General features: G+C 71.4%; 19 protein-coding genes and 1 tRNA gene. 17 read left to right on the forward strand and 3 right to left on the reverse strand.

Features of this window, described 5'->3' with window-relative positions; all coding sequences use genetic code 11:
• The first annotated feature begins 177 nt into the window (after nt 1-177).
• The 3 genes from G3I19_RS09380 (at nt 178) to G3I19_RS09390 (ending at nt 3,187) form a co-directional block, all read left to right on the forward strand.
• The gene (locus G3I19_RS09380; protein WP_164261947.1) at nt 178-1,389 is read left to right on the forward strand and encodes a DNA polymerase III subunit delta'; all 1,212 of its coding nucleotides are present in this window, start codon (nt 178-180) and stop codon (nt 1,387-1,389) included.
• A 61-nt stretch (nt 1,390-1,450) separates the two neighbouring features.
• The gene (locus G3I19_RS09385) at nt 1,451-3,016 is read left to right on the forward strand and encodes an alpha/beta hydrolase (RefSeq protein WP_164261950.1); all 1,566 of its coding nucleotides are present in this window, start codon (nt 1,451-1,453) and stop codon (nt 3,014-3,016) included.
• Between the two features lie 97 nt (nt 3,017-3,113).
• A tRNA-Thr gene (locus G3I19_RS09390) sits at nt 3,114-3,187 on the forward strand.
• 120 nt (nt 3,188-3,307) lie between these two features.
• Here the strand turns inward: G3I19_RS09390 and G3I19_RS09395 are convergent.
• Nucleotides 3,308-4,258: an ACP S-malonyltransferase gene (locus G3I19_RS09395; protein ID WP_343235038.1), complete on the reverse strand. Its 951-nt coding sequence runs from the start codon at nt 4,256-4,258 to the stop codon at nt 3,308-3,310.
• Nucleotides 4,259-4,440: 182 nt separating this feature from the next.
• Between G3I19_RS09395 and G3I19_RS09400 the strand changes: the two genes are divergently transcribed.
• From G3I19_RS09400 to G3I19_RS09450, 11 genes are all read left to right on the forward strand, one after another.
• Complete coding sequence (locus G3I19_RS09400; RefSeq protein WP_164261955.1) at nt 4,441-6,075, forward strand: acyl-CoA carboxylase subunit beta; 1,635 nt, start codon at nt 4,441-4,443, stop codon at nt 6,073-6,075.
• Nucleotides 6,072-6,290 (forward strand): acyl-CoA carboxylase subunit epsilon, encoded by a 219-nt coding sequence (locus G3I19_RS38240; protein WP_164261958.1) that lies wholly within the window; start codon nt 6,072-6,074, stop codon nt 6,288-6,290. The genes G3I19_RS09400 and G3I19_RS38240 overlap by 4 nt, the downstream gene beginning before the upstream one ends.
• 133 nt (nt 6,291-6,423) lie before the next feature.
• The gene (locus tag G3I19_RS09410) at nt 6,424-7,473 is read left to right on the forward strand and encodes an AfsA-related hotdog domain-containing protein (RefSeq protein WP_164261960.1); all 1,050 of its coding nucleotides are present in this window, start codon (nt 6,424-6,426) and stop codon (nt 7,471-7,473) included.
• Complete coding sequence (locus G3I19_RS09415; protein ID WP_164261963.1) at nt 7,470-8,516, forward strand: ketoacyl-ACP synthase III family protein; 1,047 nt, start codon at nt 7,470-7,472, stop codon at nt 8,514-8,516. The genes G3I19_RS09410 and G3I19_RS09415 overlap by 4 nt, the downstream gene beginning before the upstream one ends.
• A gap of 111 nt (nt 8,517-8,627) precedes the next feature.
• Nucleotides 8,628-10,280 (forward strand): FAD-dependent monooxygenase, encoded by a 1,653-nt coding sequence (locus tag G3I19_RS09420; protein WP_164261966.1) that lies wholly within the window; start codon nt 8,628-8,630, stop codon nt 10,278-10,280.
• Nucleotides 10,277-11,314: a beta-ketoacyl-ACP synthase III gene (locus tag G3I19_RS09425; RefSeq protein WP_164261968.1), complete on the forward strand. Its 1,038-nt coding sequence runs from the start codon at nt 10,277-10,279 to the stop codon at nt 11,312-11,314. Before G3I19_RS09420 ends, G3I19_RS09425 begins: the two co-directional genes overlap by 4 nt.
• Before the next feature lie 132 nt (nt 11,315-11,446).
• Entirely contained in the window at nt 11,447-11,704 is a 258-nt protein-coding gene (locus G3I19_RS09430; RefSeq protein ID WP_164261972.1) for a phosphopantetheine-binding protein, read from the forward strand.
• Complete coding sequence (locus G3I19_RS09435; protein ID WP_343235039.1) at nt 11,701-12,942, forward strand: beta-ketoacyl-[acyl-carrier-protein] synthase family protein; 1,242 nt, start codon at nt 11,701-11,703, stop codon at nt 12,940-12,942. The genes G3I19_RS09430 and G3I19_RS09435 overlap by 4 nt, the downstream gene beginning before the upstream one ends.
• 80 nt (nt 12,943-13,022) lie before the next feature.
• The gene (locus tag G3I19_RS09440; protein WP_164261975.1) at nt 13,023-13,988 is read left to right on the forward strand and encodes an aldo/keto reductase; all 966 of its coding nucleotides are present in this window, start codon (nt 13,023-13,025) and stop codon (nt 13,986-13,988) included.
• A gap of 31 nt (nt 13,989-14,019) precedes the next feature.
• A complete protein-coding gene (locus G3I19_RS09445; protein WP_164261979.1) occupies nt 14,020-15,873 on the forward strand; it encodes a 3-hydroxyacyl-CoA dehydrogenase family protein in 1,854 nt (617 codons plus the stop codon).
• Between the two features lie 81 nt (nt 15,874-15,954).
• Complete coding sequence (locus G3I19_RS09450; protein ID WP_164261982.1) at nt 15,955-16,722, forward strand: HAD-IB family hydrolase; 768 nt, start codon at nt 15,955-15,957, stop codon at nt 16,720-16,722.
• Here the strand turns inward: G3I19_RS09450 and G3I19_RS09455 are convergent.
• Complete coding sequence (locus G3I19_RS09455) at nt 16,682-17,611, reverse strand: ScbA/BarX family gamma-butyrolactone biosynthesis protein (protein ID WP_164261985.1); 930 nt, start codon at nt 17,609-17,611, stop codon at nt 16,682-16,684. The two genes, G3I19_RS09450 and G3I19_RS09455, sit on opposite strands and share 41 nt — an antisense overlap.
• A gap of 117 nt (nt 17,612-17,728) precedes the next feature.
• On the opposite strand from G3I19_RS09455, the gene G3I19_RS09460 reads away from it, so the two are divergent.
• The gene (locus G3I19_RS09460) at nt 17,729-18,397 is read left to right on the forward strand and encodes a ScbR family autoregulator-binding transcription factor (RefSeq protein ID WP_164261988.1); all 669 of its coding nucleotides are present in this window, start codon (nt 17,729-17,731) and stop codon (nt 18,395-18,397) included.
• Complete coding sequence (locus G3I19_RS09465; RefSeq protein WP_164261991.1) at nt 18,390-19,121, forward strand: HAD family hydrolase; 732 nt, start codon at nt 18,390-18,392, stop codon at nt 19,119-19,121. Before G3I19_RS09460 ends, G3I19_RS09465 begins: the two co-directional genes overlap by 8 nt.
• Before the next feature lie 98 nt (nt 19,122-19,219).
• On the opposite strand, the gene G3I19_RS09470 is transcribed toward G3I19_RS09465, so the two are convergent.
• Nucleotides 19,220-19,990 carry a glucose 1-dehydrogenase gene (locus tag G3I19_RS09470; RefSeq protein WP_164261994.1) on the reverse strand — a complete coding sequence of 257 codons (771 nt, stop codon included), beginning with the start codon at nt 19,988-19,990 and terminating at the stop codon, nt 19,220-19,222.
• A gap of 134 nt (nt 19,991-20,124) precedes the next feature.
• Between G3I19_RS09470 and G3I19_RS09475 the strand changes: the two genes are divergently transcribed.
• Nucleotides 20,125-20,757: a TetR/AcrR family transcriptional regulator gene (locus G3I19_RS09475; RefSeq protein ID WP_164261997.1), complete on the forward strand. Its 633-nt coding sequence runs from the start codon at nt 20,125-20,127 to the stop codon at nt 20,755-20,757.
• Nucleotides 20,758-21,063 lie beyond the last annotated feature (306 nt).

The raw sequence follows: 21,063 nt of genomic DNA on the forward strand, positions 1-21,063 counted from the left end.
GGAGGCCGGGCGGGACATGGCGGGCTGGGACCGGACCGTACTGTCAGACCCCTGCGCCACAATGGAGACCACACAGCACCACCGCACAGCGCCACCGTGCGGAACCGTCCGTGCGGAACAGACCGTTCGGCACCGGTGCAAAAAGAGGCTGGCAAGAAGAGAGAGGGGGGCGACAGCATGCCCGTATGGGACGACCTGGTCGGCCAGGACCGCGTCCAGACGCAGCTCGCCGCCGCCGCCCGTGACGCCGACGCGCTCGTCACCGCCACCAGCGAGCACAGCTCCACCGACGGCATGTCGAAGTCGACCATGACGCATGCCTGGCTGTTCACGGGACCGCCCGGCTCCGGCCGGTCCACCGCGGCCCGTGCCTTCGCGGCGGCCCTCCAGTGCGTCAGCCCGGACCGTGCGCTCGGTGGAGTCCCCGGCTGCGGCTTCTGCGAGGGCTGCCACACTGCCCTTGTCGGTACGCACGCGGATGTCGAGGTCGTCCGTACGGACCAGCTCTCCATCGGCGTGAAGGAGACACGAGAGCTGGTCCGCCGCGCCCAGCTCTCACCGGCGGTCGGCCGCTGGCAGGTCATCGTCATGGAGGACGCGGACCGCCTCACCGAGGGCGCGGGGAATGTGCTGCTCAAGGCCGTCGAGGAGCCGGCTCCCCGTACGGTGTGGCTGCTCTGTGCGCCGTCCCTGGAGGACGTGCTGCCGACCATCCGCTCCCGCTGCCGCAATCTGACCCTCCGCACACCGCCCGTGGAGGCGGTGGCCGAGCTCCTGGTCGCACGGGACGGCATCGAGCCCCAGGCCGCCATGGACGCGGCGCGTGCGACCCAGGGCCACATCGGCAGGGCGCGCCGCCTGGCCACCGACGAGCGCGCCCGGGCCAGACGCGCCGCCGTGCTCCGGATGCCGCTGCGCGTCGCGGAGATCGGCGGCTGTCTGAAGTCGGCCCAGGAGCTGATCGACGCCGCGACCGAGGACGCCAAGGAGGTCGCTGAGGGGGCCGACACCAAGGAGACCGAAGACCTGAAGGCGGCGCTCGGCGCTTCGGCCGGTGGGCGGATGCCCCGTGGCACGGCGGGGGCGATGAAAGAGCTGGCCGACCGGCAGAAGCGCCGCTCGACCCGTACGCAGCGCGACACGCTCGACCTCGCGCTCACCGACCTGACCGGCTTCTACCGGGACGTGCTGGCGCTCCAGCTGCGCTCCAAGGTGGCCGTCGCCAACGAGGACGTCAGGGATTCGCTGGACCGGATCGCGCTGAGTTCGAGCCCGGAGAGCACCCTGCGCCGGATAGAAGCCATCACGGCCTGCCGCCAGGCTCTCGACCGGAACGTGGCACCGCTGCTGGCGGTCGAGGCGATGACGATGTCGCTGCGCGCGGGTTGACGGCTCACTCGTACGGGCCGCAAAAGAGGGCCTTCGGCCAGGGCCGGACTACGCTCCGGGAATGGACTTCAGGCGTCTGCTCTCCTCTCCGGTCACCGTGCTGGCCCTGGCCGGTCTGCTTGTTTCGGGCTGTTCGTCGGGTGGCTCGGCCCCCGCTTCGCAGTCCGGCGCTTCGGCGACCGGCGCAAGCACGGCCGGGGCCGCGACGTCCGCTCCGGCCGCTGACCTGGCCACGTACTACGGCCAGAAACTGTCGTGGCGCTCCTGCGGCGCCCCCGGGTTCCAGTGCTCCACGATGAAGGTGCCGCTCGACTACGCGAAGCCGTCGGACGGCGACATCAAGCTCGCCGTCTCCCGCAAGAAGGCCACCGGCCCCGGAAAGCGGATCGGCTCCCTGCTGGTCAACCCGGGTGGCCCCGGGGGCTCGGCGATCGACTACCTCCAGCAGTACGCGGGAATCGGCTACCCCGCTGCGGTCCGCGCCCGCTACGACATGGTGGCCGTCGACCCGCGCGGGGTGGCACGCAGCCAGCCGGTCGAATGCCTCACGGGCAAGCAGATGGACGCGTACACGGAGGTCGACCAGACCCCGGACAACGCGGGGGAGACCAAGAAGCTCACCACATCGCTCAAGGAATTCGCGCAGGGCTGCGAGAAGCACTCGGCCAAGATCCTTCCGCATGTCTCCACGGTCGACGCCGCCCGTGACATGGACATCCTGCGCGGAATCCTCGGGGACAAGAAGCTGAACTACGTGGGCGCCTCGTACGGCACGTTCCTCGGCGCGACGTACGCGGGACTCTTCCCGGCCCGGGTGGGCCGCCTGGTCCTGGACGGCGCGATGGATCCGTCGCTGACGTCGCTGCAGATGAACCGCGACCAGACCGCGGGCTTCGAGACCGCGTTCAAGTCCTTCGCCGCCGACTGCATCAAACACAAGGACTGCCCGCTCGGCACCACATCCGTGGCCGACGCCTCACACCGCCTGGAGGCGTTCTTCTCCCGGCTGGACGCCAAGCCGATCCCGACCGGCCAGAGCCGCAAACTGGGCGAGTCGCTCGCCACGACCGGGGTGATCTCGGCGATGTACGACGAGGGCTCCTGGCCCCAGCTGCGCACCGCACTCACCCATGCGATGGCCGGAAACGGTGCGGCTCTGCTCGCCCTGTCCGACTCGTACTACGAGCGTGACAGCAAGGGCAAGTACGCGAACCTGATGTACGCCAACGCCGCGGTGAACTGCCTGGACCTGCCCCCGGCCTTCAAGAGCCCCGCAGCCGTCACCAAGGCCCTGCCGTCCTTCGAGAAGGCGTCCCCGGTCTTCGGCAAGGGCTTCGCCTGGGCGGCCCTGAACTGCTCCTACTGGCCGCTGCACGCCACCGGCACCGCTCACCGCATCACGGCGAAGGGCGCGGCCCCGATCGTGGTGGTCGGCACGATCCGCGACCCGGCGACCCCGTACAAGTGGGCGAAGTCCCTGGCGGCCCAGCTGTCCTCCGGCACGCTGCTGACCTACGACGGCGACGGCCACACCGCGTACGGCCGCGGCAGCGACTGCATCGACACGGCGATCAACAAGTACCTCCTGGACGGCACCCCGCCGAAGAACGGCAAGAAGTGCTCCTGACCTGCACGGAGAGGACCGGCCGGGGGGTGTCGGGAGCACCCTCGGAAACTGTGTAGACTTGGCGTCGCTGCTGACCGCACCATGGTCAGGACGGCGTGCCGCCTTAGCTCAGTTGGCCAGAGCAACGCACTCGTAATGCGTAGGTCTCGGGTTCGAATCCCGAAGGCGGCCCTGTAAAAGCCCCAGGACTCACTCGCCGTGACCTGGGGCTTTTGCTTTTCCCCGGCCCGCCCCGCCCCGCCTCTTGCCCCGCCGGCCCCGCCTACCCTGCCCCCGCCCCGCCCGCAGCGGCTACGCGGGCACTGTCGCCGGCGCTGTGAACTTGCGTGCCGGGACCTCCGGCAGTGTCCTGCGGGCCAGGCTCGCAAGGGTGCCGCCGGGGCCGATGTCGAGGAAGTCGGTGCAGCCCAGTTCCTCGTGGAGTGTCCTCAGCGATTCCACCCAGCGCACTCTGCCGACCAGCTGGCGGCCGCTCAGCTCCTGCCACTGGCTGCCGCCGTAGTGCGCGCGGGCGTCGACGTTCGCGACCACGGGCAGGACGCCGGCCGCGAAGTGCGTCATTCCGAGAGCCCGGCGCAGGGCCGCGCTCGCCGGTTCCATGTAGGGGCTGTGGCAGGCGGCCGAGACGGGGAGCGCGCTGCAGCGCAGGCCGGATGCGGTGGCGCGGGACGCGGCCGCGTCGATGGCCGTACGGCTGCCCGCGATCACCGTCTGCTGAGGGCTGTTGTGGTTGGCCACCCACAGGTCGGCGTCCTCCTGCTGGAGCGAGGTGACCAGGTCCGTGACAGCGTCGATGCCGCCGCCCATCACCGCGGCCATCGCCCCGTTCCGCTGCCGGGCGGCCCTGGCCATGGCCCGGCCCCGCTCGCCCACCAGCCAGGCGCCGTCGGCCACGGAGAGCACGCCGGCCGCGACCAGCGCCGTGTACTCGCCGAGGCTGTGACCGGCCACCGCCCCCACCCGCGCGTCGGACTCCCGCCTCCGGAACTCCGACCAGGCGAGCAGGGAGGCCGTGAACACGGATATCTGCGCGTGATCGGTACGGGACAGGGCGTCCTGGCCGGCGGTGAGGAGCAGCTCCGCGACATCGAAGCCGGAGGCCCGCGAGACGGACTCGACAAGTTCCCAGGACTCGGTCGATCGCCAGGGCTCGCCCATCCCCGGTCGCTGAACGCCCTGTCCAGGAAAGAGAACGGCGTATCGGGGCGAGGTTCCGGACGGCTCGTGAAAGTGAGTGGTCACGGTTATTCCTTCCGTTGCTGCGGCGGTGGTCCGCCGGTCAGGAAGGATCATCCGGGGCCACCGCTCAAGCCATGGAAAAGAAATCCGGCTTTTCCCCGCCTTGAGTGGGGCATTGCCGCCCGCCCCCGACCCTTCTTGTCGGACGGCGCCATTCAGGTGCCCGTTGGATGGGAGGACAGGGCATGACCACCGTCGTCGATAAACCCGTCACGGAAATACCGCTCGTCTCCGGGGAGCCGGGGCCGGAGCCGGAGCCGGAACGACCTGCCGGCGGTTACGCGCGGGTGGAGGAGCTGCGTCGGCTGCGCGCCGAGGTCCACGCGGGACCAGGGGCGCGGGCGACCCAGGCGCAGCACGACCGGGGCAAGCTCACCGCGCGGGAACGCATCGAACTACTCCTGGACGAGGGCTCGTTCACGGAACTGGAGCGGTTGCGCAGGCACCGCGCCACCGGTTTCGGTCTGGAGGCGCGCAGGCCGCACACGGACGGTGTGATCACCGGCTGGGGCACGGTCGAGGGCCGGCAGGTCTTCGTCTACGCGCATGACTTCCGTATCTTCGGCGGGGCGCTCGGTGAGTCGCACGCCGCGAAGATCCACAAACTGATGGACCTGGCCGAGTCCTCGGGCGCGCCGCTGGTCAGCCTCTGCGACGGCGCGGGCGCCCGTATCCAGGAAGGGGTCACGGCTCTCGCCGGCTACGGGGGCATCTTCAGCCGCAACGCTCTCTCATCGGGTGTGATCCCGCAGATCAGCGTGATCCTCGGGCCGTGCGCGGGCGGCGCCGCCTACTCCCCGGCGCTGACCGACTTCACGTTCATGGTGCGGGGCGTGGCGCAGATGTTCATCACGGGCCCGGACGTCGTGCAGGCGGTCACCGGGGAGCGCGTGAGCATGGACGAGCTGGGCGGCGCCGACGTGCACGCGTCCGTGTCAGGTGTCTCGGCGTTCGCGTACGACGACGAGGTGAGCTGCCTGGAGGACGTGCGCTACCTGCTGTCGTTCCTGCCGTCGAACAACCGTCAGGCGCCTCCCGCCGTGGCCGGCGACGATCCGCCGGACCGGCGCACCGACCGGCTCACCGCCCTCGTGCCAGCCGACCCCTCGCAGGGTTACGACGTCCGGGCCGTCATCGAGGAGATCGTCGACGACGGCGAGTTCTTCGAGGTGCAGCCCGACTTCGCGCACAACGTGGTGTGCGCGCTGACCCGGATCGACGGGCATGTCGTCGGCGTCGTCGCCAACCAGCCCATCGCCTGCGCCGGCGTCCTGGACATCAAGGCCAGCGAGAAGGCAGCCCGGTTCGTCTCACTGTGCGACGCCTTCAACATCCCGCTGGTGACCATGCTCGACGTCCCCGGCTTCCTGCCGGGCGTGGACCAGGAGCACAGCGGCATCATCCGGCACGGCGCGAAGCTGCTGTACGCGTACTGCAACGCCACGGTCCCCCGTATCCAGCTGATCATGCGCAAGGCGTACGGCGGTGCGTACATCGTGATGGACTCGCGCTCCGTCGGAGCCGACCTCTCCTTCGCCTGGCCCACCAACGAGGTGGCGGTCATGGGCGCCGAGGGCGCCGCCAACGTCATCTTCCGCCGCCGGATAGCCGCCGCCGACGACCCCGAGGCCATGCGCGAGCAGATGGTCAAGGAGTACAAGGACGAGCTGATGCACCCGTACTACGCGGCCGAACGCGGGCTCGTCGACGATGTCATCGAGCCGGGCGAGACCCGGGCCGTGCTCGCCAGGTCGCTGGCCATGCTGCGCACCAAGCACCGCACACTGCCGCAGCGCAAGCACGGGATCACCCCGCTGTGAGCGCCGCGACGGCACCCGACGTCCTGCGGGAGGCCGCCTTCCGTGTGGTGCGCGGCAACCCGACCCCCGACGAACTCGCCGCGCTCGTCGCGGTCCTGACCGCCACCTTGCAGGCCCGCGCCGCTGTCTGCGACGACGCCCCGGTTGCGCCCGCGCGCGTGGAGTGGGACCGGCCCGCCGGCGCCTACTGCAGCCCCCTCGCCTGGGCGGTCTGAGCCCGCCTCACCGTTCTTGAGGCCGCCTTTAGTGAACGCTTTGTGTCCCCCATCGACAATGTAATCAAGCGAGTGCAGGGAAAAGGAAATTCCGAATTTCCGGCTCCCTTGGTGCCGCATCAGGAGGACTGATATGAACCCCGAGGAAAAGAAGACCTGCCAGCCGGGCGCCGCGAATCTCGAATTCATGCGCACGGTGGACCGCTCCCTGCTCCACCGCTGGGCGCTCTCCGAGGTATTCCTGACGGACAGCAGGCAGACCGGTGAGGGTAATTACCTCTCGGCCGCCCAGCTCCCCCCGTCCCACGCCTACTACACCGAGCACACCTCGCGGCTCGGCGCCCCCGACCCGATGCTCCTCTTGGAGTGCTGCCGGCAGGCCGAGACCTATGGCGGCCACGAGTTCGCCGGAGTCTCGCGCAAGAGCAAGTTCCTGCTGCGGTCCTGGTCGATGGAGCTGCCCGGTCTCCTCACCCTTCCCGAGGAGGCGGAACCGGGCGAGCTGCGGATCTCGGTGCGCACCAGCAACCGGCGCGGCACTCCGGGCGATGTGCGCAGGCTGACCTTCGGCATCGACATGAAGCTGGCCAAGCGCTGCCTCGGCTTCGTCAGCATGGATGTCGGCTACATACCCGCCGAGGTGTACGACGAGGTGCGCGTCCGGGGCCGCGGCCGGCCCCTTGTGCCCTTCAAGGACATCCCGCGCGACAACGCCCATGTGTCCCCGCACCTCGTCGGCCGCAACTCCCCGTCGAACGTGGTGCTCTCCTCAGCGACCGTCGGCACCGACAGCGCGTACGCCACCGTGCGTATCCCGCTCGACAACCGCAGCATGTTCGACCACGGCCAGGACCACGTGCCGGGCATGGTCCTCATGGAGGCCGCCCGCCAGCTGTGCCTGCTCGGCGGCTCCGACCTGTGGGGCACTTCGGTGAACCGGACGACGGTCGCCGGCTTCGACTTCTCCTTCATGCGCTACGCCGAACTCGACGCGCCGACCACCGTCCACATCCGCAAGACGGAGCCGTACGCCCATGAGGACAACCTCAGCCTGATGCTGCCCAACCTGCGGACCTTCTACATCGACTTCGAGCAGGACGGCGACGTCATCGCCTCCGGCCGGATGCACACCACGACGTCGGCCGCGGTGACCGCGCTTCCCGAAGGGGAGGAGTGCCTGTGACCACCGGCCGGCTGTGGCTGTCGGCGGCCCAGTGGCTGCCGCCCGCCGCGCAGAAGACGGTGGACGCTCTCGCCGACGGCCGGGTGACGGCCGAGGAGGCCGACGCGATGGGGTACGAGCAACTGCCCGTGTCCCCCGGCGATTCGGCTCCCCAGATGGCGGTGCGCGCAGCCCACCGGGCACTGTCACGGGCCGGTGTCCGGGCCCAGGACCTCACTGCCACCCTGCACGCCTGGACCTACTACCAGGGCCACGACTTCTGGTCGCCCGCGCACTACGTGGCCGCTGAGACCGGCGCCCACCACGCCGTGCCCACGGGCATCCAGCAGATGTGCAACGGCGCGGCGGCCGCCCTGCAGAGCGCGGTGCACCACATCGCGGCCGGCGACGGCACCGCACGGGTCCTCGTGACGACCGGGGACCGCTTCGCCCGGCCGGGCTTCGACCGCTGGGGCGGGGACTACGGCGTCTGGTACGGGGACGGCGCCACCGCCGCCGTCCTGGCACGGGCCGCCACCGCCGACGCCGTGCCGCAGGGCGCACTCACCCTGCGCGCCCTGCAGACCAGGGCCGCGCCCGCATTCGAGTCCGCCCACCGCGACCTCGGCCTCTTCCACCCGGCGCCGCACACGAGCAGCGCGACCGTGGATGTGCGGCGCACCAAGAAGGCGTTCCTCGCCGCGCACGGCAAACCGGAGTTCCTGAACCGACTGCGGCAGGAGACGAGCGAGGTCCTCGCCGCCGCGCTGCGGGAGGCGGGCATCGGCCGAGACGGCCGGGGGCTGCACAGGGTGCTGCTGCCCAGGCTGGGCCGGGCGACCGCCCGCGACGTGTACGGGCCCGCCGTCGCTGAGGTCACCGACGCACCCCTCATCGACCTCGGCGACCGTACGGGGCACCTGGGCGCCGGAGACCTCATCTCCAACCTGACCGCGCTGTCCGACGACACGAGCCCGCACCGCCTCGAACGCGGCCAGAGCGCCGCCGTGCTGAGCGCGGGCGCCGGGTTCACCTGGAGCGCCGTCGTCGTACACCGCCCCTGACCCACGCACCGCCCCTGACCCACGCACCGCCCCTGACCCACGCACCGCCCCCGACCCACGCACCGCCCCCGATCTCCACACCACACCGATTCGACGAAAGGCACACCTGTCATGACGATCCCCCTGCGCGAGGGCCCCGGCGGACGCCGCCCCGTCCTCGTCGTGGGCGCGGGCCCTGTGGGCCTGGTGCTCGCCACCGAACTGCTCAGCCAGGGCGTCCCGGTGAGACTGATCGACAACTCGGCCGCCGGGCCCGTCCAGCACTCCCGCGCCAGCGTGGTGTGGCCGCGCAGCCTTGAGCTCCTCGGCCGCATCGGCGCCGCCCAGCCCCTCGTCGATTCGGGCAACCGCCTCGACTCGGTGCAGTACTACTCCCGTAAGCGGCATATCGGCGCCGTCGAGATGAGCCGGCTCACCGACACCCCCTACCCCTTCGGTGTGGTCATCCCGCAGGACACCACCGAGGAGGTCATCCGCACCCGGCTCGCCGCTCACGGCGGCGAGATCGAGTCCGGGACGCTCACCGGGATGGACACCTCAGGGCCCCGCCCCGTCGCCGAGGTGGAACGCGCCGACGGACGCACGGAGCAGATCGAGGCGGACTGGGTCGTCGGCGCGGACGGCGCCCGCAGCGCCGTACGCCACTTCGCCGGCATCGAGCTCCTCGGCACCGGCAACGACGTCCTGTTCGCCATCGGTGACGGTCCCGTCGACGGTGACATGGATCCCCACGCACTCGTCTACTGCTACTCGCGCACCGGCGCACTGGGTATCGCGCCCTTCGGCGACGGCCAGTTCCGGCTCGCCATCAGCGTCCCGGACTGGAACGAGGAGCAGGGTCCGCCCCGCGAGCTGTTCCAGCACTTCCTCGACGAGCGCTCCCCGCGGCCCGGCCTGGTCGGGAAGCTGGACTGGTCCACGATCTTCCGGGCCCGTCGCAGGGTCGCCGAGACGATGCGCTCGGGACGCGTCTTCCTCGCGGGCGACGCCGCCCATGTCTTCAGCGCGGCCGGCGCCCAGGGCATGAACACCGGCATCCAGGACGCCGTCAACCTCGCCTGGAAGCTGGCAGGGGTCGTCAACGGCCTCTACGAACCAGGCATCCTCGACACCTACGACACCGACCGCCACCTGGCCGCCGAGCGCATCGTCCTGACCACCGCCAAGCAGACCAGCTGGGGCCTGTTCAAACGCCGGCACGAGATAGCAGCGCGCGACGGGGCCCTGCGGCTGGCCCACCGCACCGGTCTCCTGCAGCGCTTCGGCGCCCCGCTGATGGCGCAGCACGACGTGAGCTACCGCCCGGCGGAGTCCCTGCGCGACACGCTGCCCGGCCTCACCCGCCGGCTCCGCGCCGGGGACCGCCTCCCGGCGTTCGCTGCTCACGGCGCCCCGCAGGAGGGCGCCGGGCGCTGGCCGTCGATCGACCCGGCGCGGTTCTCGCTGCTTCTGTGGGCGGGCGAGCGGCAGGACACCGGATGGGTGGAGACCCGTCGTGCCCTGACCGCCACCGCGCCCGCCGACGTCGCGGTACAGGACATCTCGGCGTGGCCCGGCTTCACGCCTCTCCTCGGCAGCGGCCCCACGGCCGTTCTCGTACGGCCGGACGGGCACATTGCGGCGCTGACCGCACCCGAACCCGCCGCCGTGCGTGTGGCGTTGCGCCGGTCCGGCATCTCGTTCCGGGCCGCCGCGGCACCCGTCCGCGCGGCGTTCGGACCGGCGTCCGGCGCCGGGCACACCATCGAGGAGCTGGCCTCATGAGCCGCGCAGCCGTGCTCTGCGGTCTTGGTGGCGCACTGCCCGCGACCGCCGTCACCAACGAGGAGCTGGCCGCCCAGCTCGACACCACCGACCGGTGGATCCGTACCCGTACGGGCATCGGACGGCGGTACGTGATCGCACCGGGCGAGGCCACATCCGATCTGGCCGTCACGGCCGGGGGGCGGGCCCTGGAGTCAGCCCGCAGGACGGGCGGCGACGCGGCGGCCGAGGTGGATCTGGTGGTCGTCGCCACCAGCACCCCTGACCGGCCGTGCCCGGCCACCGCGCCTGGTGTCGCCCACCGGCTCGGGCTCGGCAAGGTGCCGGCCTTCGACGTGGCGGCCGTGTGCACGGGGTTCGTGTACGCCCTCGCCACCGCCGCCTCCGTGATCACCGCGGGCGTCGCCCGGCGGGCCCTGGTGATCGGGGCCGACACCTTCTCCACGCTCCTCGACCCCAACGACCGCACCACCCGCGCGATCTTCGGCGACGGAGCCGGAGCCGTCGTGCTGCGGGCCGGCGAGTCCGACGAGCCCGGGGCGCTGCTCGGCTTCGACCTGGGCAGCGACGGCGGCGGCGCCGATCTGATCACGGTGCGTGCCGGCGGCTCCCGCCAGCGTGGGTCGGGCCTGCCGCCCGCCGAGGGCGACCAGTGGTTCGCCATGGAGGGACGGCCGGTGTTCACCGAGGCCGTGATCAACATGAGCGAGTCCTCGCAGCGCCTCCTCGACCGGGTCGGCTGGACGACGGGAGAACTGGACAAGATCGTGGCCCACCAGGCCAACGTCCGCATCCTGCACGCCGTCGGCGAGCAACTGGGCCTGGAGGAGAAACAGATCGTGGTGAACCTGGACCGGGTCGGCAACACCGTCGCAGCCTCGATCCCCCTCGCCCTGGCGGACGCCGCCACCGACGGCGAGCTCGTACCGGGCCACCACGTGCTCCTCACCGGCTTCGGCGGCGGCCTCACCTGGGGCTCGGCCGCACTGGTCTGGCCGGACATCGAAGCGGTCACGGAACCGGCCGCGCCGTAACCCTGTGCGGCCCCGCCGCACTGCCTGCACCACGACCCGCCGCACCACGCCCCCCGCACCGTGCCGCGTGCACTTTCCGGAACACACCACACACCACAACACACCGCACTACACACACAGAAGGAGCTCGTCATGACTGCTCTCACCACTCAGTACTCCCTCAAGCACCAGGTCTCCGGCCTCATCAGCGAGAAGTTCGGCCTCGACGAGGCGGAGCTGCTGTCCGGTGCCACGTTCGACGAGCTGGACATCGACTCGCTGATACTCGTCGAGCTCAGCCTCATACTGCGCAAGGGGATGGGCGTCGTCCTGATGGAGGGCGAGCTCAAGTCCTCCTTCACGCTGGACGAAGCGGTCGCCGTGATCAGCGCGAAGGTGGCCCAGGCGTGAGCGGGTCGGCCCGGGGACGTGGCATCGCGATCACCGGAATCGGCCTTGTCACACCCGCCGGTATCGGCGTACGGGACAACTGGCAGCGCGTCCTTTCGGGGGTGTCCGCCGCCGCCACCGATCCCGAACTCAAGGGCGAGCGGGTCGACATGTCCTGCCGGGTACCCGGTTTCGACGCCGCGGCCGAGCTGGGCCGGCGCAACGCCTGGAAGCTGGACCGGTTCGCCCAGCTCGCCATCGTGAGCGCCCGGCAGGCGGTCGCCGACTCGGGGCTCGACAGCGGGGCCTGGGACGGCACCCGGGTGGGCGTCGTCATCGGGAACTCACTGGGCGGCGCCACCACGTTGGAGAAGCAGCTGAGGACCTACTCCGAGGGCGCACCCGATGACGTGTCGGCGCTGATGATCCCCATGAGCATGGTCAACATGGTCGCCGGGTACGTGGCCATGGACCAGCACATCCAGGGCCCCAGCCTGGTCACCGCGACGGCCTGTGCGTCCGGAGCCTCGGCCATCGGCACCGCCCGGGAGTGGCTGCTGTCCGGGCTGTGCGACGTGGTCCTGGCCGGCGGCACCGAGGCGGCGATCAGCCCCGGCACTCTCAACGGCCTGTCCCGGATGGGAGCCCTTTCGGGCCGTACGGACGACCCGGGCGCGGCTTCCCGGCCCTTCGCGCACGACCGGGACGGCTTCGTGGCGGGGGAGGGCGCGGGCATCCTCGTACTGGAACGGGACGCGGACGCCGCCGCCCGCGGCGCCCGCCGCTATGCCGACATCGCCGGGTTCGCGGCCACGTCGGACGCCCATCACGCCACCGCACCCGACCCGCAGGGCGCAGGCCTGGCCCGCGCCCTGCGGGGTGCCCTCACCGACGCGGGAGTGCTCCCGGACGAGGTGGAGCACGTCAACGCGCACGGCACCTCGACCCCCATGAACGATCTGACCGAGGCCCGTGCCCTGCATTCGGTGCTCGGCAGCCGTGCGGCGGTGACCTCCACCAAGGGGGTCACCGGCCACACGCTGGCCGCGGCCGGTGCCGTCGAGGCCGCGTACACGGCCCTGGCGCTGTATCACGGTGCCCTGCCCCCCACCGCCAACGTGGGGTCGCTCGACCCGTCGATCGACGTCGACATCGACGTCATCACGGGGCGGGCGAGGCACCGGCGGATCACCGTCGCGGCCAGTACGTCCCTCGGGTTCGGCGGTCACAACGCCGCCCTCGTGCTCACCGCTGCCTGATCACCGGGCCGGGGCAACGGCGCCCCGGCCCCGCACCCTCGTAGCAACCCCCAAGTACCGCCACCAGGAGAGGAATTCGCGTGGACACGCGTCAGCTCGGCAGGACCGGCCCGCACGTCAGCCCCGTCGGCCTCGGCTGCATGGGAATGAGCTGGGGCTATGCCGAGTCCCAGCGCGACGACGCCGCCTCGGTCGAGGTGATCCGCCGCGCGCTCGACTCAGGACCTGTTCTCATCGACACCGCCGACGCCTACGGCAGCGGACACAACGAGACCCTCGTCGGGCAGGCCGTCGCCGGACGCCGTACGGACGCCGTCGTGGCGACCAAGACCGGCATCGTCGTGGACGACCTCGCCACCCGCACCCTCAGCCGCGACGGTTCCCCCGAGCACATCCGGCACTCGGCCGACGCCTCGCTGCGCCGGCTGGGTGTGGACGTCATCGACCTCTACTACCTGCACCGGGTCGACCCCGCGGTGCCGCTCGACGAGTCCTGGGGCGCACTGTCCGACCTGGTGCGGCAGGGCAAGGTCCGTCACCTCGGGCTCTCCGAAGTGACCCGGGAACAGGCGACCGCTGCGCACCTCGCGCATCCCGTGGCGGCCGTCCAGTCCGAGCTGTCCCTGTGGACCCGCGACCCGCTCGACCCGCACACGGGGATCGCCGGCTGGTGTGCGGACAACGGCGCCGCGTTCGTTCCCTTCGCCCCGCTCGGCAGAGGCTTCCTCACGGGCCGTTACGCACGGCCCGACGACTTCGAGGACGGCGACTTCCGCGCCACCAACCCGCGCTTCCAAAGTGCGGCGTTCACCAACAATCTGCGCATCGTGAGGGCGGTCGAAGAGGTCGCCGCACGGCACGGCGCCACGGCCGCCCAGGCCGCGCTGGCCTGGACGCTCGCCCAGGGCGACCACGTCATCCCCATCCCCGGCACCAAGCAGCTGCGCTATCTGACCGCCAACACGGCCGCGGCGGGACTGCGCCTGACCGCGCAGGACCTGGCCGATCTGGACGCCGCGCCCGCAGCTGTCGGCAGCCGCTACTGATGCCCCCATCCGCGAAGGCAGGAGCAGAACCATGGACGAGCACGCCCTCAGCCCCGAGCACGGCTTCACCCCCGAGTCCGCCACCGAGTCCGCTCCCTTCCCCGGGCAAGCCCCCAGCCCCGAGTCCGCCCGCACCCCCGGGCTCGACCCCGTCGTCCCCGGGGCCGCGCCGCGCCCCTTCACCGTGGCCGTCGTCGGGCTGGGCGGTACCGGTCTCGCCCTCGCCCGGCGGCTGACCCGCGCGGGGCTCGATGTCATCGGTATCGACGACGACCCCGGGGCACTGGCCGGGGCTCTGCTCCTGAGCCCCGGCGAACGCCCCCGTACCCTGACCCGGTTTCCGGCGGGCGCCGCGGCGGCCGACCTGGTCATCGAGGCCGTACCGGAACCGCCGGCTCTGAAACGGGCCGTCCTCGCCTCCCTGCGCGAGCATCTGCGCCCCGGAACCCCTGTCCTCACCACGGCGCTGACCACCCCACTCGCGGAGCTGGAGGAGGCCGCGGGACCGGACCTGTTCGCGCTGCGCTTCCTGCGCGCCGATGCTCTCGCCGCCGTCGAGCTGGCCCGCGCCCCCCGTGCGGCGGACGCCGCGGCGGCCCGTGTCGGGGAGGTCCTCTCGGCGGCGGGCATCAAGGCCCACCAGGTCGGTGACCGGGCAGGCTCCTTCGCGCCCGGTCTGCTGTTCGGACTCCTCAACCAGGCCGCGTGGATGGTCCACGACGGGTACGCGAGCGCGGCGGACGTGGACAGGGCGGTACGGCTCGGCTGCGGATGGAGCGAGGGCCCGTTGGCCGCGCTCGACGCGATCGGCCTGGACACCGCACGCGACATCCTCGCCCGCCTCGGCGACCTCGGCGGCGGCCACCGCGCGCCGGCGCCGGTCCTCGACGAGCTGGTCGCGCAGGGCGCGCTGGGTGTCAAGACGGGCCGCGGCTTCCACCGTCACGGCGCACAGCCGGCGCCCCGCCGGACCGTGGCGCCCACCGCTCCCCCCGGCTGCAATGTGGTCGTGATCGGCTCCGGCACCATGGCCACCGGTATAGCCGAGGTCTGCGTACGCGGCGGATTCCGCACCACGCTGCTCGCCAGGTCGCAGGAGAAGGCCGCCGACGCTGCCGAGCGCATCGGATTCGCGCTCCAGCGCTCTGCCGCCCGCGCCGACGACACCGGGCCGCAGGACGACCCGCCCCGCTGGACCGCGACGAGCGACCGGTCCGTGCTGTCCGGCGCGGACATCGTCGTGGAGGCAGTCGTGGAGGACCTGGAGGTGAAGCGGCGGCTCTTCGCCGAGCTGGGGAGGGTGTGCGCGCCGAACACGGTGCTCGCCACGTCCTCGTCGAGCCTGTCGGTGGGCGCCTGCACCGAGACCGCGGGCCGCCCCGCGCACGTCATGGGCCTGCACTTCTTCAACCCCGCGCCCCTGATGCCCCTCGTGGAGCTGGTGCCGGGCGAGCGCACCAGCGCACACACCCTGGCCAGGGCCCGTGCGCTCGTCGAGCGGCTCGGCAAGGAGACCGTGGAGTGCGGCGACCGGACGGGCTTCATCGTCAACGCCCTGCTCTTCCCCTATCTGAACCAGGCGCTGGACCTCCTGGACGCGGGAACGACGACACCGGCGGCGCTCGACCTGACCGTCAAGTCCGTGGGGGAACAGCCCCTGGGCCCTGTCCGGCTGCTGGACACCATCGGCGCCGACGTGGCCCTTGAGGTGCAGCGCCGGCTCCATCAGGACCCGCGGCGCAGGGAGCAGGCCCCCGTACCGCTGCTGGAACAGCTCGTCGCCACAGACCATCTGGGCCGCAAGACGGCCGGCAAGGGCGTCCGCGCCTATCTGACGGCGCGTGCCGCCGAAGCCGCCGCTGCCTCCGCCGTGGCCGTGGTCTGACGCCCCGCACCCCGCACCCCGCCGCCCGCTGTCCCGCCGCCCCCTGTCCCCCCGCTCTGCCCCGCACGGAAGGCGTATGACATGCCCGAGGTCCCCGGCTCGTCCGAACCGACCGCTTGTTCCGCCGTCGACATCGCCCTCTTCGATGTCGACGAGACACTGATCACCGTCAAGAGCATGTTCAGTTTTCTGGAGTTCCACTACCGCGAGCGCGGGCTGCCGGCCTCCGCATACGCCGAGGCCGCAGGCAACCTGCGCGAACGGGCCGCCGCCGGCGTCTCGCGGCAGCGGACCAACTGCGAGTACTACCGGCTCTTCGCGGGGCGGCCACAGGAGGAGGTGTACGCGCACGGCCGCGCCTGGTTCGCCGCGGAGCTGGCCCGTGGCACGCTCCTGCACCGGCCCGCGGTCGACGCGCTCCGCCGTCACCGCCGTGACGGCGCACTGATCGCACTGGTCTCGGGTTCGTTCCGGCCGTGCCTGGAGCCCCTGGCGGAACACCTGGGCGCGGACGTGATCCTGTGCAGCGAGCCGGAGACCGCGGGTGGCTGCTTCACGGGCCGGCTGGCACGTGCCGCCATCGGCCCGGAGAAGGGACGTCTCGCGCGGGAGCTGATGGCGCGGCACGCGATACCCGCGTCGCGTGCCGCCGCCTACGGCGACCACGCCTCGGACCTGGACCTCCTGCGTTCCGTGGGCCGCCCGGTGGCGGTCGGCGGGGACCTGACCCTCGGGGGCCATGTCACGCGGGCGGGCGGGGCCACACTGCCCGGAGTACGGCCCGCCGCGCCCGTCGAGGACCGGGCTCTCAGGGGGCCGCGGTCTTGGCGACCGACACCAGCGCGGTGAAGCACAGTGCGCCGTCCTGATGCATCGTCACCATGATCCGGGCCCGCCCCTGCTGATCGTCCGGCAGCGACTGGGCCTCCACCAGGCAGGGGCTGTCGAGCTCGACGTAGCGGTGGAAGACGGTCTCCATCGCCTCGGTGACGCCCGCCCGCGGGTGCCGCGCGGCACGGGCCGCCTGCTTGGCCGCCTCCAGGAGCAGGATGCCGGGCACGTGGTCGCTCGGGTGGTCGAAGTACATCGGGTGGTGTGTGTCGACCCGCAACTGCCAGCGGTCGCGCTCGGCGGTGGGGGAGAGGACGGCGTCGCGGAACTCCTCGCTGGCTCCGGAGACCGGCGGCGGCAGCGGACGGCTGCGGGCCAGCTCCAGCATCGCGGCGGAGTCGGCGTGGGCGCCGCGCAGACGCTGGTAGATCGCGGGGGGCTGGATGTTGAACCGGGTGTGGGCGGTGGCCAGCCTGCGGCCGTCGCACACCACGGTGATGTCGAGCGACAGGCCGCCGACGCGGCCGCGGCGGCGCACGATGTCGTGGCACTTGATGTACAGCTCGGGCCGGCCGCTCGCGCCGCCGGAGTTGAGCGCGTCCAAGTGCAGGGCGTAGCGGTACTCGTCCCACAGCAGGTGGTGGCCGAACGGGACGTCGTAACTCGCGTGTGCGAGCAGCGGGAAGGTCTGCCGGATCGTCTCGGTCAGCAGCACCGCGGCGTCGCGGCGGCTGTCCTCGGTGCGCGTCAGCCGGCTGGTGTCCGTCCAGTCCGCGGTGATCAGGAACTCGTCATCGCCGGTTCGGTGCAGGTCCGTCAGGAGCACCTGTGACGCGTCGTGTTTGTGGACGAGGTCCTTCGCTATGTGAGCCGCTCTCGAAACGATCGACGAAGCCATGTCGTTCATTTGTGTTCCCCCTGTGTCAGTGAGCGCTGCCCGCACTGCCCCCGAGGCGGTGGCGGATCGGCGCCGCAGCCAGTAACATAGAGGGCGTTCTTTTTTTTGTCGAGACCGGGGCGTGCCATGGCAGTACCGAAGCAGGAACGCGCAGTTCAGACCCGGGAGCAGCTTCTGAGGGCTGCGGCCGAGGTTTTTGACGAGTACGGCTATGCCGGCGCGGGGATCAACAAGATTCTTGGCCGGGCGGGCGTGACGGCGGGCGCTCTTTACTTCCATTTCAAGAACAAACAGGATCTCGCCGTCGAAGTGATGCGCGCCCAGCGCACCACCATCGAGCCGCATGTGCCGTCCAGCGGACTGCAGCGCATGGTGGACATCACGCTGATCTGGTCGCACTCCCTGCAGGCCGATCCACTGCTGCGGGCGGGGGTGCGCCTGACGAGCGAACAGGCCACGTTCGGCGTCCAGGATGCCTCGCCCTACGCCGTCTGGGCCGGCAGCTTCGAGGAGTGCCTCGAAGCCGCCCGCGAGGCCGGCGAGCTGCGGGAGCATGTGCGGCTCGGCGAGACGGCCGAGTTCGTGGTCGGTGCGTGCACCGGCCTGCAGGAGTACGCGCAGGTCGTCTGCAAGCGTGCCGATCTGCCGCGGCGCACGGTCAACATGTGGAATCTGCTGCTGCCCGGTATCGCCACGGAGCGGGCCTTCGGCGCGATCGAGAACAGCCAGGAGCGCGCGCAGTCCCTCTGGGGGAGCACCCTTGACGCACGGGGCCAGGAGGTCGGCCGTGCCTGATCCGCTCCGGCGGCTGCGGCTCGCCGCCGTCAACATCGACGGGATCCTGCTCACCGACACCTTCAGCCCGCTGATACACCGGTTCATCACCAGCCGGGGCGCCGAGTACTCCGCCGATGTCGAACGGCGGGTGTTCTCGCAGCGCCAGGCCGTCGCGGGCCAGGCACTGGCCGACTCGGTCCCACAGGATCTGACGGGGGAGCAGGCCCTCGACGCGTACTTCGCCGAACGTGCCGCCTATCTCGCCGACCACCCCGTGGAGCTCATGGAAGGCGCGGTCGCCCTGCTGGAACGGCTGCGCGCCGCGGGTCTTCCGGCGGTCTGCTACGGGGGCCTCGGCTCGTCGCACTTCGACGAGCATCTCGGCCCGTACGCCGGCCTGTTCACCGACCCGCGGTACATCTGTACCAACGAGGTGCGCCCCGGTCTCAAGGAGATCACCGCGCACTTCGGCCTTGACCACGGCGAGGTGCTCTTCATCGACGACGTGGCGCGCGTGGCGGAGGCCGCCAGGGCGCTCGACGTGCCGTTCATCGGCCACCCCAGCACTTTCGAGCACAGCCATCAGGCCGAGCTGATGCGGGAGGCCGGGGTACGCCATCTCGTCGGCTCCTTGCACGAGATCGACGACGCGCTGCTGCGCGCGCTGGACGGAGAGGCGGTGTCCGGCACGGTCTGGGAGGGCCGCGGGGCGCGCAAGGAAGCGGCCCGCGCCGGAGCGTGAGTCCGGGCGTCCTGGGTGGCCGCCAGGCCGGGCCGCCACCCAGGACGCCGTACGCCCGGAGGTTCCGGGCTCCGTCCGACCGGACCGGAACCGCCCGGTCAGACGGCCAGGACCCCGCCGTCGACGGGCACGGTCGCGCCGGTCACGAAGGACGAGGCGTCACCGCACAGCCACATCGCGGCCTCCGCCACCTCGGCCGGATCGGCGAAGCGCTGCTGGATGGCGCGCGCGAAGAACTTCTTCTCGATGCCCGGCGCCCGGTCGATGACGGATTCCATCATCTCGGTCAGTGTGCTGCCCACAGCGAGCGCGTTGACGCGGATGCCGCGTGTCCCGTACTCGGATGCGGCCGCCTTGGTCAGTCCGATCACCGCGTGCTTGGCGGCGACATAGGGTGCGCCGACACCGGTGGCGATGAGCCCTGCCGTGCTCGCGGTATTGACGATGGACCCTCCGCCCGTGCGGAGCATGGCTCTGATCTGGTGGCGCATACAGTTCCACACCCCGCGTACGTTCACGTCGATCACAGCGTCGAAGTCGTCGTCCGGTGTCTCGTGCAGGTCCTGGCCGAGCGTGGCGTGCCCCGCGTTGTTGAAGGCGGCGTCCAGCCGGCCGAAGCGTTCCAGTGCGGTCTCCACTGCCCGCTCCACGTCCTCACCACGGCGCACATCACCGGGAACGGCTGCCGCCTGTCCTCCTGCTTTCTCGATCTCCCCCACCAGCGCGTCGAGTTGCTGCTGCCGCCGGGCCATGAGGACCACAGGCGCGCCATGGGCGGCGAACAGCCGCGCCGCCGCCGCGCCTATGCCCGACGAAGCCCCCGTGATCATCACTACCCGGCCGTCCATATTGCGTGCGTTCTCCGTCATGACCGGCAGTCAAGCAGCCGATCCGAAGGGCCGGGAGGCGTTGTCTCATCCCTCGATACCGACGGACCTGCCAAGAACGTTCCGGGTCCTTCGCATGAGGCGTTCTTGGGAAACCCTTGACCTACGGTGGATTCATGGCACGCCAGGAAAGAGCAGAACAGACCCGGCAACGGCTCATCGAGGCCGCCGCCGCCGAGTTCGCCGCGCACGGATACGCCGGCACCTCCCTGCTCGGAATCGTCAGGTCGGCCGGTGTCACCATGGGCGCCCTGACCTTCCACTTCTCGTCGAAGCTCGCGCTGGCCGAAGCAGTCCAGGGCGCCGGGGCCGCCGCTACGCGCGAAGTGATGCACGGCACGGAGAGCGCCGCAGGACTGCAGGGTGTACTCGGCGGGGCCCTGGCCCTCGCCGCGGCGCTGAACACCACCCCGAGCATCAGGGCGGCCGCCCGGTTCACCCGCGAGGGGCGGGGCGCCGAGCCCAACTGGTATGCCTCCTGGGTCCCCCAGGTCCGCGAGGGCCTCGTGCGTGAGTGGCCCGAGAAGTACCGCGACTCCGCGCTCACGCCGTCCTCCGCAACCGCGTTTCTCACCTATCTGCTCGCGGGCTTCGAGGCCACCGCCACCGCCCGGGACGCCCTGCGGGACGCCACCGGCGGCGATTCCCAGGGCGAGCTGGTGCAGGCGCTCCAGGCGCTGACGGCCCTCGTCTCCGCCGCCGAGCCGCTCTGCCCGGGCGCGGGTTCCGCGCTTTCTGCCGAAGGCTGACCGTCAACGCCCGCTCCACGGCGGGCTCCTGGCGCTTCCGTACCTCTACGGAACGCACCCCTCCGGGCACACGCCGTACGCGGACCGCTCATGCGGTCCCGGGTCCCCGCCGGCCGTGCGAAATATTCGACGCCCTCTCCGCGCATCCCGTCTCCCGCCTGTTCCCAGCTCAGGGGCCTGCCGGCGGTGCGGGGCGCCGGCGCCCCGCTCTCCCTCCCGCTGGTTCCCGGGAATCCGGGCTAGAAAAATAGAGAACGTTCGCTATATTTCTGAGGTGGCTTTCAGCGCCCGCCCGACAGGAGAGGA

This window comes from Streptomyces sp. SID10853 (assembly GCF_010548145.1).
Lineage (GTDB): Bacteria > Actinomycetota > Actinomycetes > Streptomycetales > Streptomycetaceae > Streptomyces.